Genomic DNA, 16,049 nt, shown 5'->3' with positions numbered 1-16,049 from the left:
AGTAGCCTGCTAAGAAAATGCAGGCTTTTGGTTGGTACTTCGCTGATCAGATCACGATCCTCAAGCATTGGCCTGCGTGATAAAGCGAGAAACCTGCTTCATACAGACAGCTGCGCAGCCCTACTCCAGACACCGGTTGCATGGGCGCGAAGGGAATCGGCAAGGCCTGGGGATTCTGGTGACACAAATAGTCGGCAAACGCCTTGCCGACCACGCTGCCGGTGGTCACGCCACGACCGTTATAGCCCGTTACGGCCACAAGGCCCGGGGCGGGCTCGAACAGGCGCATCAAGTGGTCGGGGGTGAAGGCGATGCAGCCGGTCCAGGTGTATTCCCACTGCACCGATTTGAGGTACGGGAAGTAATGCTGCTGCACCCGATCGGCCCACGCCTTGAGGAACCAGGTGGGTTTCTGGTTGCCATTGCCCAGGCTGCCGAGCAACAGGCGGCCGTCGGCGTCGCGGCGGATGCTGCTCAAGACCTGGCGTGTATCCCAGGAGCCCTGGCCGCCGGGCAAAATCTGTTCAGCAGCGGCGTCCGTCAGCGGAGCTGATGCGACCTGGTAGTAATAACCGGGGAAAAAATTGCGCCGCAGTTCAGTCCATTCGCCTTCTGTGTAGGCGTTGGAGGCGATCACCACCTGTGCAGCCTGCACTGAGCCCTGGGCGGTCTGCACCGACCAATGCGCACCCTGGCGCTCAAGTCGAGTAACCGGTGAATGATCGAACAACTGCCCGCCCAGCCCGGCGGCAGCATTGGCCAGGCCACTGGTGTAGGCCATCGGGTTCAAGGTGCCGGCACGCCGGTCTAGCAAGGCGGCGGCGATCTTCCGGGTGCCCGTGGCCTGCTCGCAAGCCTGGCCGGTGAGCAGTTCCACCGGTGCGCCACGGCGCTTCCACTGTTCTTCACGACTGCGCAGGTCCGCCTCGCCACGGGCGTTGTGCGCCATGTGCAAGGTGCCCTCACGGCGCAACTGGCAATCGATGTTGTATTTGTCGATCAGGCTGAACACCAGCGACGGTGCCGCGCCCAGCATGCGGTTGAGCTGGCTGCCCACCGCCTCGCCGAAACCGGCTTCGATCTCGTCCGGCGGAATCCACATCCCGGCGTTGACCAGCCCCACGTTGCGCCCCGAACCACCATGGCCGGTGCGATGCGCCTCCAGCACGGCCACGCTTTTACCCTGTTCCAGCAAATGAATGGCCGCCGACAAACCGGTGATCCCGGCGCCGATCACACACACATCCACCTTGACCTCGCCGTTGAGCGCAGCGCGATCCGGACGGCTGGGGGTAAGGTGTTCCCACAAACATGTTTCGCGTAATGGCATTGCCAGACTCCGATGAGACCTAACAAACAACTCAATTCAGTTTCAACTTGGTAATCCAATCAAATGTGGGAGCGGGCTTGCTCGCGAATGCGGTGGATCAGCTGTAAATCTGTTGACTGACACACTGCATTCGCGAGCAAGCCCGCTCCCACATTTTTAACCGCGTTTCGTCAGTGGTTTAGTCAAACGTGATGCCCTGCGCCAGCGGCAATTCCAGCGAGTAATTGACAGTATTGGTCTGCCGACGCATATACCCGCGCCACGCGTCCGACCCCGACTCGCGCCCGCCGCCGGTCTCTTTCTCGCCACCGAACGCGCCGCCGATTTCCGCGCCGCTCGGGCCGATGTTGACGTTGGCGATGCCGCAGTCGCTGCCCACCGCCGACATGAACTGCTCGGCTTCACGCACGTCAGTGGTGAAGATGCACGACGACAAGCCTTGCGGCACGGCGTTGTTCAGGCGCAGGGCCTCGGCGAAATCGGTGTAGCCGACCACGTAGAGAATCGGCGCGAAGGTCTCGGTGCACACCACATCGCTTTGCTCGGGCATTTCCACAATCGCCGGTGACACGTAGTAGGCATTCGGGAACTTGTCTTCCAACTGGCGCTTGCCGCCAAACACTTTGCCGCCTTCGCTCAGGGCCTGCTCCAGCGCGTCCTGCATAGCGTCGAAGCCGTGCTTGTCGATCAGCGGGCCGATCAGGTTGCCTTCCAGCGGGTGGCCGATGCGCACCTTGGAATAAGCCGCCTTGAGGCGAGTGACGATTTCTTCCTTGACCGATTCATGGGCGATCAGGCGGCGCAGTGTGGTGCAACGCTGACCAGCGGTACCAACGGCGCTGAACAGGATAGCGCGCACGGCCATGTCCAGGTCGGCGCTTGGGCCAAGGATCATCGCGTTGTTGCCGCCCAGCTCCAGGATGCTGCGGGCGAACCGTGCGGCGACTTTCGGTGCCACTTCGCGGCCCATGCGGGTGCTGCCGGTGGCGCTGATCAGGGCGACGCGCGGGTCATCCACCAGCGCGGCACCGGCGTCGCGGCCGCCGATGATCACTTGGCTCAGGTACTGCGGGGCGCCATCGAATTTTTTCAGCACGCGCTCGAACAGCGCCTGGCAGGCCAGGGCGGTGAGCGGGGTCTTTTCCGACGGTTTCCAGATCACCGCGTTGCCGCATACCAGCGCCAGGGCGGTGTTCCACGCCCACACCGCCACCGGGAAGTTGAAAGCACTGATCACGCCGACCACACCCAGCGGGTGCCAGGTTTCACGCATATGGTGGCCCGGGCGCTCGGAGGCGATGGTCAAGCCGTACAACTGGCGCGACAGGCCGACAGCGAAATCACAGATATCGATCATTTCCTGCACTTCGCCCAGGCCTTCCTGGGTGATCTTGCCGGCTTCCCAGGACACCAACTCACCCAGGTCGGCCTTGTATTCGCGCAACACATCGCCAAATTGGCGTACCAGTTCGCCACGGCGCGGCGCGGGCACTTTGCGCCAGGCTTCGAATGCATGCTCGGCGCGACTGACCTGTTGCTCCACCTCGGCGGCGCCTTCCCAGTGCACACTGCCGATACGGCTGCCATCGATCGGCGAATGCACAGGTTGTTTACCCGACTGGTACAGCGCCGGGTTTACCCCGAGACGATCAAGCAATGCGGCAACCATGGGTCACTCCTTCAATTTCAAACAGAAAATTCGCACCGTCACACACACGGCGATCCAGGCCTTATTTGTAGCTGGCCCAAGACTTGCCAACAAACGACGTTTAGGCGAGATATCATTCCGTTTATTCATGCAAAGCATAAAAAGAGGCACGCCGTGCTGAACAAAAGACATTTGCCCTCGATCACTGCCTTGCAGTGCTTCGAAGCCGCCACCCGCCACCTGAGCTTCACCCGCGCCGCCGAGGAGCTGAACCTCACCCAGAGCGCCGTGAGCAAACAGGTGGCGCAGTTGGAAGAACTGCTGCAACACCTGCTGTTTCGCCGGGTGCGCCGCCGTTTGCAGATGACCCCGGCGGGCGACCTGTACCTGGTGGAAGTGCGCAAGATCCTTACGCAGGTGGAGATGTCCACGCATTACCTGCGCTCCTACGGCGGCGAGACCGAAGTACTGCGCGTGTCCACGCCCTACACCTTCGGCGCGCGCTGGCTGGTGCCGCGCCTCAAGGGCTGGCGGCTGCGTCACTCGCAGATCCACCTGGACCTGTGCAACGAGCAGGAGCCGGACGAGCTGCTGCAAGGCAAGGCCGACATGGCCTTCTATTTCGGCCAGGGTTCACGCCCCGGCACCGAGAGCCTTAAGCTGTTCAGCGAAGAACTGGTGCCGGTATGCGCACCGGAAAGCCTGCCGGCGCGGCCCTTCACCGACCCCACTCAACTCAGCGACCTGGTGCTGCTGCAAAACGCCTCGCGGCCCCAGGGCTGGCACGACTGGTTCGCCAGTCAGGGTTACCAGACCGAACACAGCTACCACGGGCCACGTTTCGATACCTTCTATATGTGCATTCGGGCGGCGCAGGTGGGCTGCGGCGTAGCCTTGCTGCCGCGCTTCCTGGTGGAAGAGGAACTGGCCGAGGGCAAGCTGGTGATCCCCTGGCAACATGCGATGCCGAGCCAGGACGCGTATTACCTGGCTTACCCGGAGCATGCGGCGGAGGTGCCGAAGGTGCGCGAATTTGTAAAGTGGATGATGGAACAGGTCATTTAGTGCCTGGAATATTGCCTTCGCGAGCAAGCCCGCTCCCACATTCGACCGCGTTCCCAGGTTGGAATGCGTTCAAATGTGGGAGCGGGCTTGCTCGCGAAGGCGCTAGTTGCCACAACAAAAAACCCAAAATAAAAAATCACTGGCAAAACCCCACAGGTCTATGCGCCACTAGCCCCCTTCCTTAATTGTGCGTAAAGGTCGGCGCCCATCGCCGTCCCGTCTGGAGATTCCCGTTATGAGCGAGAGTGTGTTTGCCGATCGCATCGTGCAGAACTTGCTCGACACCGACTTCTACAAGCTGACCATGATGCAGGCGGTGCTGCACAACTACCCCAATGTGGAAGTTGAATGGGAGTTCCGTTGCCGTAATAGCGAAGACCTGCGCCCGTACCTGGCGGAGATCCGCTACCAGATCGAGCGCCTTGCCGAATTGAGCCTGAGCCCCGACCAACTGGGTTTCCTGGAGCGCATCAGCTTCATGAAGCCGGATTTTTTGCGCTTTCTCGGGCTGTTCCGCTTCAACCTCCGTTACGTGCAGACCGGCATCGAGAACGGTGAACTGTTCATCCGCCTGCGCGGGCCGTGGCTGCATGTGATCCTGTTTGAAGTGCCGATGCTGGCCATCGTCAGCGAAGTGCGTAACCGCTACCGCTACCAGACCGTGATCCTCGAACAGGCCCGCGAACAGCTGTACCGCAAGTTCGACTGGCTGACCGCCAACGCCAGCAGCGACGAGCTGTCCGAGCTGCAAGTGGCCGACTTCGGCACGCGCCGGCGCTTCTCGTACCGCGTACAGGAGGAAGTGGTCAGCGTGCTCAAGCATGACTTCCCCGGACGTTTTGTCGGCACCAGCAACGTGCACCTGGCCCGCGAGTTTGACATGAAACCGTTGGGTACCATGGCCCACGAATGGATCATGGCCCACCAGCAACTCGGCCCGCGCCTGATCGACAGCCAGATCGCCGCGCTGGACTGCTGGGTCCGCGAGTACCGGGGCCTGCTGGGCATCGCCCTGACCGACTGCATCACCACCGACGCGTTCCTCGGCGACTTCGACTTGTACTTCGCCAAGCTGTTCGACGGCCTGCGCCATGACTCCGGTGACCCGGTGCAGTGGGCGGAGAAAGCCATCGCCCACTACCACAAGCTCGGCATCGAACCGATGAGCAAAACCCTGGTGTTCTCCGACAGCCTGTCGCTGCCCAAGGCCCTGGAAATATTCCGTGCGCTGCGTGGTCGGATCAATGTGAGCTTTGGCATCGGCACCAACCTGACCTGTGACATCCCGGGTGTCGAGCCGATGAGCATCGTGCTTAAAATGACCGCCTGCAATGGCCAGCCCGTCGCGAAAATCTCCGATGAAGCGGGCAAGACCCATTGCACCGACCCGAATTTCGTCGCCTATTTGCGTCACGTTTTCAAAGTACCTGCCCTACCAAGCAAGGAGTGAATCATGCAAGCCGTACAGCGTGAGATTGCGCAGCAGCTCAAGGTCCAAGCGCCGTTCAACGACCAGGCCGCCCTTGAGGCCGAGGTTGCCCGCCGCGTGGCGTTTATCCAGGATTGCCTGCGCAAGTCCGGGCTCAAGGCGCTGGTGCTGGGCATCAGCGGTGGCGTCGACTCCCTGACCGCCGGCCTGTTGGCCCAACGCGCAATGAAGGAACTGCGTGAAAGCACGGGTGATGAGGACTACCGCTTTATCGCCGTGCGCCTGCCCTACGAAACCCAGTTCGACGAAATCGACGCCACGGCCTCGGTGGACTTTATCGAGCCGGACGAGCGCCACACCGTGAACATTGGCCCGGCGGTCAAGGCCCTGGCCAGTGAAGTCGCGGCATTTGAGGGCAAGGCGGCGGTGTCCCGCGATTTCGTGCTGGGCAATACCAAGGCGCGCATGCGCATGGTGGCGCAGTACACCATCGCCGGCGCGGCCGGTGGCCTGGTGATCGGCACCGACCATGCGGCGGAAGCGGTGATGGGCTTTTTCACCAAGTTCGGTGACGGCGCCTGCGACCTGGCACCGTTGAGCGGGCTGGTGAAGAACCAGGTGCGTGCGATTGCGCGGCACTTCGGGGCGCCGGAGTCGTTGGTGGAGAAAGTGCCTACTGCGGACCTGGAAGATTTGTCGCCGGGCAAGCCGGACGAAGCGTCACATGGCGTGACCTACGCGGAGATCGATGCGTTCCTGCACGGCGAGCCGGTGCGTGAGGAAGCGTTCAGGATCATCTGCGACACTTATCGCAAGACCGAGCACAAGCGGGTCATGCCGTTTGCGCCGTGAGGTGAATCCTGTAGGTTGTGGTGATTTTTAGACCGCCTTCGCGAGCAAGCCCGCTCCCACACTTGACCGTTTTCCAGCATGGGAACGCGTCGAATGTGGGAGCGGGCTTGCTCGCGAAAAACGATAACGCGGTGTTACTTCAGGGTCACAGTGCCTTTCATCATCGAGATGTGGCCTGGGAACGAGCAGAAGAACGCGTAGTCAGTCCCGGCGGCCAGCTTCGACACGTCGAAGGTCACCGAGTCTTTCTCGCCGGCACCGATGATCTTGGTGTGGGCGATGATGCGGGTGTCGCCGTCTTTCAGGTAGTTCTTGTCGATACCGGCGGCCATGCCGTCAGTGGCAACCGGCTGCATGTCGGCGGCGCTGGTCAGCACCCAGTTATGGCCCATGACGTTTTTCGGCAGGTTGCCGGAGTGAGTCAGCTCGACGGTGAATGTCTTGCAGCTCTTGTCGATTTCAATGGCTTTGGTGTTGAAGGACATTTGGTCGGTGGAGTCGACAGTGACCTTGCACTCTGCAGCAAGCAACTGGCCGCTCGCCAGAGTCAGCAGGGAAACAGCAACGAGTTTGGCAAACATGTGAATCTCCAAGGCAGGGTTTAAAAAACGCGTAGTGCGACAAGGGTGCCTGAAGCAGGCAGAAATTCTTATGACCTGAATCAACAGATTGTATACAACTTTAGGCTATCAGACTTATCGACACAATCAACCAGCCAAAGTGCCGTACGCTGATTAAGATCGGCCCATCACCCACTGGAGCCCAAGCCATGCACCTCAATCAACTGTTCAACGGCCTGCTGGCCGCCTACGCCTGCGGTAAGTGAAGGCCAAGCGCGGTGCTAAGCTGCTACCATGGCAGCCCAAGGCAGCTGCGCGCCGCCACCCTCACCTTCGACCCTAGAGGATCGCCCATGGCCAAACCTAATTACTCCTTCGCCAAACGTCAGAGAGACTTGGCCAAGGAACAGAAGAAAGAGGAAAAACTGCAACGCAAGAAAGCCGCTGCAGACGAAGAGGCCGGCGCACTGAACCCGGATGCAGATGCTGAAGTAACGAGCGAAGAGAGCGAAACACCAAAAGATTCGGCTGAATAATTATTTACTGTAGGAGCGAGCTTGCTCGCGAAGAACCTGAGGGCGCCGGGTCAAACCAGGCACCCCGCGTTATCGTTAACGTTGTTCGCGAGCAAGCTCGCTCCTACACCAGCGGCATCACCGTCACCCGCACCTCCGGGTCATGGCTCCCTCCCCCCAGAATCACCCCCCGCAACGGCGACACATCGGAAAAGTCCCGGCCCCAGGCCAGGGTGATGTGCTCCAGTGCCGGCTGCACATTGTTCGTCGGATCAAAGTCCACCCAGCCTGAAACCGGGCAATACACCGAGACCCACGCATGGGACGCATCGGCGCCGATCAGCCGTGGCTGGCCAGGCGGTGGCTGGGTCAGCAGATAGCCGCTGATATAGCGCGCTGCCAGGCCGCGGGAGCGCAGGCAGGCGAGCATCAGGTGGGCGAAGTCCTGGCACACGCCGCGACGGCGCTCAAGCACTTCCACCAGCGGCGTGGCGACCTGGGTGGCTTCGGCATCGAAGGTGAATTCGCTGAAGATTTTTTCCATCAGCGCCTGTACGCCCAACAGCAACGGCGCGCCGGGCGGGAAACAGCTTTCGGAGAACTCGACGAAGGTTTTCTTCAAATGCACGTAGGGCGATTCGAAACGATAGCGGCAGGCTTCGATCAACTCACCGGACATCGGCTGGCTGCTGTAGGTCAGGCGGTCGCGGGTCTGGTCCCAGGCCGGCGATTGCTGGAAATCCAGCACCGGCCGCGCCAGCACTTCCACGGTCAGCCCGGCATTGACCAGCAGTTCGTCATGGGGCCGCTCGAATGCCAGGCGAGTGATGGGGTTGCCGAACACGTCCAGCTCATCGCGGCGCGACGACGGCTGCGGGCTGATATCCAGTTGCTGCGAGCTGCAGCGCTGCCAGGCGCACGGCCGTGGCCACAGGTGCGCCAGCTGCTGGGCCAGGGACACCGGGCTGTCGTAGTGGTAATGGGTATCGTGGAAAATCTGGTAGCGCGCACTCATCACACCGACACCGTTTGCTGGCTGACATCATCCACATGGGCAAAATGGCGCAAGGCCAGGCGATCCGACACCTGCCCACTCTCATCGGCCACCGCTTGCAGCAGGTCGGCCAGGCCGTCCAGCGCGGCACGTACGCTGGACTCGCCGAACAACGGGTTTTCCAGGCAGCCCAGGTCGAAGCGCGCCAGGCGCTCGACCAGCGGGCCGAGGCCGGTTTCACGCGGCACGCCAAAGTCATCGTTGAGACGGCGCAAGGTGCGACTCACCAGTTTGAGCTGGAACAGCACCGCATGGGGGTTCTGCTCATCCAGCAGCAACAAATCGAGCACCGGGATCAACTGCGGCACCGCCAGGTAGCGCGAGCGATAGGTGATGCTGCTGTTGCCCAATTCCAGCAACCACTCCAGCCCGGCCTGGTCGAACACCGCCACACCGCGCAGGAATGCCGCCAGGCTGCTGCTGAGGAATTGCAGGCGCTCGATGCGCCGGCCCATCATCAAAAAGCGCCAGCCTTCGTCGCGGGTCATGTCGTCCAGGGCAAACCCGGACAGCGCCGCCAGGGACATCACCAGGCGGTTGAGAAAGTCCAGCAACTCGCCAAAGTCCGGTGACTCACTTTCCAGCTCCAGGGCTTCGCGTTGCAATTCCACCAGGGCCTGCCAGTTTTCCCGGGACAGCTTGCCGCGCACCTGGGACGCCGCCCACTGCAAGCGTTGCAGGTTGGCGCGCAGGCTTGAGGGCCAGTCGTCACCGAGCAACGCCGCCAGCAGGCGTTCCGGCAACTCGCCCTCTTCCGGCAGCAAGCGCAGGTTCTCGCCCAGCTCGACGGCAGCCTGCAAGGCCAGCGGATCGTCACCGTCCACATAACGCGCCAGCACGATGCGCAGCCAGCGCGCGCTGTCATCACAGCGCTCGCAATAACGGCCGAACCAGAACAGGTTTTCCACTACGCGGGACGGCAGATAAGGGTCGCGGCGCACCAGGTCATGGGCGCCGATTGCGCGCTGTGCACGCCAATGTTCACCACCGGAAGCGCGCTCGCCGAGCACCCAGGTATCTTTACTGGCACCACCGCGTTGCATCGACACCACTTCGGCATCGGCTTCGGCGGCCACTCGTGTCAGGCCACCGGGCAACACGCGATAGCCCTCATCGCTGGCCACGGCGTACACACGCATGCCGATGGCACGGTGTTGCAGATGATCATCCACGGTGTGCCACACCGGCGCCTGGGACAGCTGCGCCAGTTCCTGGGCGACGTAGGCGTAGGGCCGCGCACGCATGCGCTCGGCCAAGGCCTGGCGCTGCGCGTCGTTCAGGTCGCGGCCGAATACCGGGGTGAAACTCTGTGACGGAAACGCCGGTTTGATCAGCAGCTCTGGCAGTTTCTCGAGGGCCTCGGCCAGTACCGGCGCTTCACCGCACCACCAGGTGGCGATGGACGGCAGGATCAGTGCTTCGCCAAACAGGAATTCGTTGATCTTCGGCAGAAAGCCCAGCAAACCGGGGGATTCCAGCACACCGCTGCCCAAGGCATTGGCCACCAGCACATTGCCTTGGCGCACCGCATCAAGCAGGCCGGGCACGCCGAGGGCGGAGTCGGTGCGCAGTTCCAGCGGGTCGCAGAAGTCATCGTCCAGGCGACGCATGATCGCGTGCACCCGGCGCAGGCCGCTGAGGGTTTTCAGGAACACCGTGCTGTCACGCACAGTGAGGTCGCCGCCCTCCACCAGCGGGTAGCCTAGCTGGCGGGCGAGGTAGAGGTGTTCGAAGTAACTTTCGTTGAAACGGCCAGGGGTGAGCAGCACGATCAGCGGGGGTTGATCATCACCGGGCGCCTGACGGGCCAGGGTTTCCTGCAAGGTGCGAAAGAAACCGGTGAGGTGCTGCACCTGCAAGTCGCGGTACAGATCCGGAAAGGCGCGGGACACGATGGTGCGGTTTTCCAACGCGTAACCGGCGCCAGACGGGGCTTGGGTCCGGTCGGCGGTGACCCACCAGCGGCCATCCGGCGTGCGCGCCAGGTCCACGGCGTACAGGTGCAAAAAGGCACCATCAGGCGGTTGGATGCCCTGGCACGGCCACAGGAAGTTGTTATGCCCGAACACCAGTTCGGCCGGCAGCAAGCCTTCCTTGATCAAGCGTTGCGGACCGTACAGGTCGGCAAGCACGGCATTGAGCAAGCGCGCACGCTGGGCGATACCGGCGGACAGGTGCTGCCACTCATCGGCGGCCAGCACATGGGGCAGCAGGTCCAATTCCCAGGGGCGGTCGGCGCCCTTGGGGTCGGCGTAGACGTTGTAGGTCACGCCGTTTTCCTGAATCTGCCGGGTCAGCAGCGCCTGGCGCTGGGCCAATTGTGCAGGCGTGCTGCGTTGCAGGTGGTCGAGCAGGCGCTGCCAATGGGCACGCACTGCGCCGCTGTCTTCCAGCAGTTCGTGATAAGTGCCCGCGGTCAGCGGGTAACGGTCGAGCAAGTCGGACATGGAACGCTCGGCAGGGGCAAGGGGGCTCAGATTAACTCAAATTCACTGCAATCTACTGTGGGAGGGGGCTTGCCCCCGATGGCGGACTGTCAGGCAACAGATGGACAGCAGACACACCGCAATCGGGGGCAAGCCCCCTCCCACATTTAAACAGCGTTCAGTCATTTTTATTGGGGAAACGCCGCATATCCAGGGTCATCGGTAATTCATCGTTGATGGTTACCGTGGGTACGGGAAGCTTGCCGGGGCTATGCCCAAGCCGGAAAAACCGCGCCATCCGCCGGCTCTCCGCCTCATTGGCATTCACCGGCAAGCTGTCGTAATTGCGCCCGCCCGGATGGGCCACATGGTACTGGCAGCCGCCCAGCGAACGCTGCATCCAGGTATCCAGCAGATCGAACACCAAGGGCGCATGCACCGGGATGGTCGGTTGCAGGCAGTTGGCCGGTTGCCAGGCGCGATAACGCACGCCGGCGACAAACTCACCAACGCGCCCGGTGGCTTGCAGCGGTACCGGGATGCCGTTGCAGGTCAGCAGGTAGCGTTGCGGTGGCAGCCCGGTCACCTTGACTTGCAGGCGCTCCAGCGACGAATCCACATAGCGCACCGTACCGCCCACCGCACCCTCTTCACCCAGCACATGCCAGGGTTCCAGGGCCTGGCGCAGTTCCAGCTCGATACCACTGACGGCGTAGTCGCCGACCTTGGGAAAACGGAACTCCAGGTGCGCGGCAAACCACTCGGCGCGCAGCGGGTAGCCAGCTGCGTTGAGCTCGACGATCACATCGGCAAAATCCTGCTCGATGAAGTGCGGCAGCAGAAAACGGTCGTGCAACTCGGTGCCCCAGCGCGCCAGCTTCGGCGGTGCGTAGGGCTCGCGCCAAAAGCGCGCGACCAAGGCACGCAGCAGCAGTTGTTGGGTCAGGCTCATGCGTGCATGGGGCGGCATCTCGAATGCACGCAGTTCCAGCAGGCCCAGTCGGCCGGTGGCGCCATCCGGTGAGTAGAGTTTGTCGATGCAGAATTCGGCGCGGTGAGTGTTGCCGGTCACGTCGATCAGCAGGTTGCGCAGCAGGCGGTCCACCAACCATGGCGGGCACTCTTCACCGGGAGCAGGCATTTGTGCGAAGGCGATTTCCAGCTCGTACAGCGCATCGTTGCGCGCCTCGTCCACCCGTGGCGCCTGGGAGGTCGGGCCGATGAACAGGCCGGAAAACAGGTAGGACAACGACGGGTGGTTGTGCCAGTAGCTGATCAGGCTGCGCAGTAGATCTGGGCGACGCAGGAACGGCGAGTCCTTGGGCGTGGCGCCACCGAGCACGAAATGGTTACCGCCACCGGTGCCGGTGTGGCGCCCGTCGATCATGAATTTCTCGGTGGTCAGGCGGGTTTGCCGCGCCTCTTCGTAGAGGAACTCGGTGCGCTCCACCAACTCGTCCCAAGAGGCGGACGGCTGCACGTTGACCTCGATCACACCCGGGTCCGGCGTGACGCGGAAGTTGCTCAGGCGCGTGTCGGCCGGTGGCTCGTAGCCTTCGAGCAACACCGGACAGTGCAGTTCTTCAGCGGTGGCTTCGATGGCCGCCACCAGTTCCAGATAGTCCTCGACGCGCTCCAGCGGCGGCATGAACAGATAGAGCCGCCCTTCCCGTGCTTCGGCGCACAGCGCGGTGCGGGTCAGCCAGTCGGCGGACTCGTCCACCTTGGGCACGCGCTCATCACTCGGCGCAGGTTCGCCATGGCTTCGCAGTTGGGCGGTAGTCGGCAGCTCGGGCTGATCCTGGTTAGGGTCCGTCGGGTGCACAAACGGATATTCTGCCGCCGTCACCCACGGCTGCGAGGCCAGCGGCAGGCGATAGCCCAAGGGAGAATCTCCCGGCACCAGGCGGCAATGGTTGTCGCGCAGGTACCAGCGCCCACTCTGCCACCGATCATTGGCGGGCGTGCGCGCCAGCGGCAATACCTGCCCGATGATTTTATCCAGGCCCTGGGCGAACACCTTGCGCAGGCGTTCGCGTTCCAGCTCATCGCTCAGGCGCGGGTCCTGGGCGGTGACGTTCTGCGGCAGCGCGCCTTCGCGCCACAGGTAGTAGAAATTGTCTTCGAAGGCCGGGAACACAAAGCGTGCCGGCAGCTTAAGGTGCTCGGCGACGCTGGCCAGGAAACGCCCGGCCATCACGCCGTCCGCGCCGTAATCCTCTTGCTCATCGGCGATCAACGCGCTGTTGTGCCAGATCGGCACGCCGTCGCGGCGCCAGTAGCAGTTGAGCGACCAGCGCGGCAGTTGCTCGCCGGGGTACCACTTGCCCTGGCCGAAGTGCACCAGCCCTTTGGGTGCGTAGTGCTTGCGCATGCGCTGGAACAGTTCGGCAGACAGGCGCCGCTTGTCCGGGCCGAGCGCGGCGGTGTTCCATTCGGCGCCGTCGGGGTCGTCGATGGAGACAAAGGTCGGCTCGCCGCCCATGGTCAGGCGGACATCGTCCCTGAGCAGGTCGCCATCGATCTGCCGACCCAGCGCCTGGATCGCCAGCCATTGTTCTTCGGTGTAGGGCTTGGTGACCCGCGGGGCCTCCCAAATCCGCTCTACAGACATTTCGTGGGTGAATTCACACTCGCACGGCTCCACCAACCCACTGATCGGCGCAGCAGACGAGGGATCGGGACTGCAGGCCAACGGGATATGCCCTTCACTGGCGAACAGCCCCGAGGTGGCATCCAGGCCGATCCAGCCGGCGCCGGGCAAATACACTTCGCACCAGGCGTGCAGGTCGGTGAAGTCCACTTCGGTGCCGGACGGGCCGTCGAGGGCTTTGACGTCGGCGGTCAACTGGATCAGATAGCCCGACACAAACCGTGCGGCCAAGCCCAGGTTGCGCAGCAATTGCACCAGCAGCCAGGCCGAATCGCGGCAAGAGCCGGAGGCGTTTTCCAGGGTGAATTCCGGCGTCTGCACGCCCGGTTCCATGCGGATCAGGTAGCCGATATCGGCCGCCAGGCGCTGGTTGAGGCCCACCAGGAAATCCACGGCCGGCAACGGCGTACGGTCGATGCCTGCAAGGTACGCGGCAAACTTCGGCGTCAGCGGCAAGGTTTCCAGGTACGGCGCCAGCTCGCGCTGTTCATCGGCGGCATAGCTGAAGGGGATTTTTTCGGCGTAGGGCTCAAGGAAAAAGTCGAACGGGTTGAACACCGCCATCTCGGCGACCAGGTCGACCTCGATGCGCAGCTCATCGGTCTTCTCAGGGAACACCAACCGCGCCAGGTAATTGCCCTGGGGGTCTTGCTGCCAATTGATGAAATGCTGCTCGGGCAGCACTTTCAGCGCGTAGGACAAAATCCGCGTGCGGCTATGGGCGGCCGGACGCAACCGCACGATCTGCGGGCCGAGTTCGACAGCGCGGTCGTAGCGGTAATGCGTAACGTGGTGCAACGCGACATGAATCGACACGGCGGCCTCCTGCGAGCCAGGGCATGGACACAAAGTGCGCAAGACTTATGCCAGAGCGGCGGTCATTGCGCTTTATCGTGGGACCCGGTGCAGTACAGCACCAAAACGGCGCCAACGGCGATGCTCTGGTGCAAGTGACGCACATATTTGTGGCGCAGGTGTGAAGACGGGTGGGGAATCTACCCAATCAAGCGGTTTTGCGCCTGGCAATCGCGGCTTGGCGCAGGTGGCGGATTTCAAGCAGCTTCTGGCGCATCTCTCGTTGAACCTTGCTGTTAAGTGTCAATAATCCGAGCAATGGGAATAACAGCGCCAACCCATAAAGAATTTTGTGAGGCTGGAATTGAATCATCGGAACTACAAACAGTAGACAGGCGATGTAGATACCGACCATTACCCACACCCAGGAGGGTCGGCCCCGCAAAATCATAAAGTTGCTATGGACCGTCAACAGAATGAGCAGCGCCCCGGCAGACATGATCTTGAGCCCCACTTGAGCAATGGGCGCATCACGAAAATAGGTGATGAACGCCAGCGCCACAGCCAACGCCAAAGAAAAACACGCAGCAAATACTCCACCCATAAACGTCAGAAAGTATTGCCTGAAAAAGTCGCGTAGCGTCATTAACTCGGTCATTCGTTTATTTCCTCGTACAACCCAATCGCGATGGTATTGACGTTTCCGGAGTACGCACTCCCGCCAAATCCTATGGTTGCGCCGAGGACGTCTTTGATCTGGGTAGTGGTGCTGTGCTTGAGCTGCGTAGGGGTGAAACGCTTGGTGAGTTCGCCCGACGCCTGCCTCAATTTGATCATCTTCGCGGTCAAGCTGGGATGGTTGATGCTGAGCAGCTCTTTCGTCAGCTTGGCTCTTTCCTGGCGATTCAAACCGCGAAGCACGTCACGCAGGCTCTTGCCCGTCGATGCTTTGGCAGCCCTGACCAGCTTGACCGTCGTCAGGGCCGAACCGCCTACGCCGGCCAGTGATACGGCGTCCAGCACGATGGACGCATTCTGGTACCAACCTTCACTGTCGAGCGAATCCTTGACCTCAGGTTTGGCGACTTCCAGCGCTGTTCGGGCAATGCCGTTAAAGCACTGAAGCATACTCGCGCCGGCAGCCGCATATCCCACTACAACGATGACGGAACTGGCGCCAGCGCTGAAAGGCACCAGAATGGTTCCACTGGCAATCGCAGCCCAACTGATGACAGCCCCCAGGCAGGAGATTCCGGTATTCACGGCTTCGCCAATCAGTCGGGACTCTCGAGGATTGCTCACGACATGTTGAGCAAACTGCGTCGGTGCAATGTACTTCTGTGCTTCACGCAAAATGATGCGCTTAGGCTTGATGCTGCAGATGGGCTTGAATTCGCGCAGGGTGATGACGTTGAAGTCGGCGTCGATGTATACGACGCCTGCACCGACAATACCGGGGTCGGCATCGATGGCCGCGAACAGGCGCGGCAGGTTGATCTGGCTTTCGATGCGTTGGCGCGCCATGAACTGCGAGCGGTTGGAGTCCATGCCGATGCCGGCCAGGGGGTTACCCATGGGGTGTTCTTCCTTGAAATGGGTGGTGACTGAACTGACGCCTTCGCGAGCAAGCCCGCTCCCACATTTTGATTTGCGAATACATTCAAGTGTGGGAGCGGGCTTGCTCGCGAAGGCGATTTAATGGGCGCCACCTTAACAAACAGG

Annotated in this window: 12 protein-coding genes; 4 read left to right on the top strand and 8 right to left on the bottom strand. The window is 61.8% G+C overall.

What is annotated here, in order from left to right; genetic code table 11:
* Positions 1–46: 46 nt before the first annotated feature.
* A complete protein-coding gene (gene amaA / locus BLR69_RS24440; protein WP_071497223.1) occupies positions 47–1,330 on the bottom strand; it encodes an L-pipecolate oxidase in 1,284 nt (427 codons plus the stop codon).
* Between the two features lie 178 nt (positions 1,331–1,508).
* Positions 1,509–2,999, bottom strand: a complete 1,491-nt coding sequence (amaB, locus tag BLR69_RS24435) for an L-piperidine-6-carboxylate dehydrogenase (protein ID WP_058423442.1) — start codon at positions 2,997–2,999, stop codon at positions 1,509–1,511.
* Between the two features lie 153 nt (positions 3,000–3,152).
* Between amaB and BLR69_RS24430 the strand changes: the two genes are divergently transcribed.
* The 3 genes from BLR69_RS24430 (at position 3,153) to nadE (ending at position 6,324) form a co-directional block, all read left to right on the top strand.
* Positions 3,153–4,043 (top strand): LysR family transcriptional regulator, encoded by an 891-nt coding sequence (locus BLR69_RS24430; RefSeq protein ID WP_071497222.1) that lies wholly within the window; start codon positions 3,153–3,155, stop codon positions 4,041–4,043.
* 235 nt (positions 4,044–4,278) lie between these two features.
* Positions 4,279–5,493 carry a nicotinate phosphoribosyltransferase gene (gene pncB / locus BLR69_RS24425; protein ID WP_058423444.1) on the top strand — a complete coding sequence of 405 codons (1,215 nt, stop codon included), beginning with the start codon at positions 4,279–4,281 and terminating at the stop codon, positions 5,491–5,493.
* A 3-nt stretch (positions 5,494–5,496) separates the two neighbouring features.
* Positions 5,497–6,324 (top strand): ammonia-dependent NAD(+) synthetase, encoded by an 828-nt coding sequence (gene nadE, locus BLR69_RS24420; RefSeq protein ID WP_071497221.1) that lies wholly within the window; start codon positions 5,497–5,499, stop codon positions 6,322–6,324.
* 134 nt (positions 6,325–6,458) lie between these two features.
* Here the strand turns inward: nadE and azu are convergent, their stop codons facing one another.
* Positions 6,459–6,905 carry an azurin gene (azu, locus tag BLR69_RS24415; RefSeq protein WP_071497220.1) on the bottom strand — a complete coding sequence of 149 codons (447 nt, stop codon included), beginning with the start codon at positions 6,903–6,905 and terminating at the stop codon, positions 6,459–6,461.
* Between the two features lie 332 nt (positions 6,906–7,237).
* On the opposite strand from azu, the gene BLR69_RS24410 reads away from it, so the two are divergent.
* A complete protein-coding gene (locus BLR69_RS24410) occupies positions 7,238–7,420 on the top strand; it encodes a hypothetical protein (RefSeq protein WP_071497219.1) in 183 nt (60 codons plus the stop codon).
* 103 nt (positions 7,421–7,523) lie between these two features.
* Here the strand turns inward: BLR69_RS24410 and BLR69_RS24405 are convergent, their stop codons facing one another.
* The 5 genes from BLR69_RS24405 to BLR69_RS24385 form a co-directional block, all read right to left on the bottom strand.
* On the bottom strand, positions 7,524–8,414 hold the full coding sequence (locus tag BLR69_RS24405) for a transglutaminase family protein (protein ID WP_071497218.1): 891 nt from the start codon (positions 8,412–8,414) through the stop codon (positions 7,524–7,526).
* Positions 8,414–10,900: a circularly permuted type 2 ATP-grasp protein gene (locus tag BLR69_RS24400; RefSeq protein WP_071497217.1), complete on the bottom strand. Its 2,487-nt coding sequence runs from the start codon at positions 10,898–10,900 to the stop codon at positions 8,414–8,416. The genes BLR69_RS24405 and BLR69_RS24400 overlap by 1 nt, the downstream gene beginning before the upstream one ends.
* A 157-nt stretch (positions 10,901–11,057) precedes the next feature.
* Complete coding sequence (locus BLR69_RS24395; protein WP_071497216.1) at positions 11,058–14,348, bottom strand: transglutaminase family protein; 3,291 nt, start codon at positions 14,346–14,348, stop codon at positions 11,058–11,060.
* A 187-nt stretch (positions 14,349–14,535) separates the two neighbouring features.
* Positions 14,536–14,985: a hypothetical protein gene (locus BLR69_RS24390; protein WP_071497215.1), complete on the bottom strand. Its 450-nt coding sequence runs from the start codon at positions 14,983–14,985 to the stop codon at positions 14,536–14,538.
* Complete coding sequence (locus BLR69_RS24385; RefSeq protein ID WP_071497214.1) at positions 14,982–15,902, bottom strand: NAD synthetase; 921 nt, start codon at positions 15,900–15,902, stop codon at positions 14,982–14,984. Before BLR69_RS24385 ends, BLR69_RS24390 begins: the two co-directional genes overlap by 4 nt.
* Positions 15,903–16,049 lie beyond the last annotated feature (147 nt).

The organism is Pseudomonas azotoformans (genome assembly GCF_900103345.1).
In the GTDB taxonomy this organism is placed as follows: Bacteria; Pseudomonadota; Gammaproteobacteria; order Pseudomonadales; family Pseudomonadaceae; genus Aquipseudomonas; species Aquipseudomonas azotoformans.
Note: the sequence above shows the minus strand (reverse complement) of the source record. Positions and strands in the feature narration are given on the sequence as shown.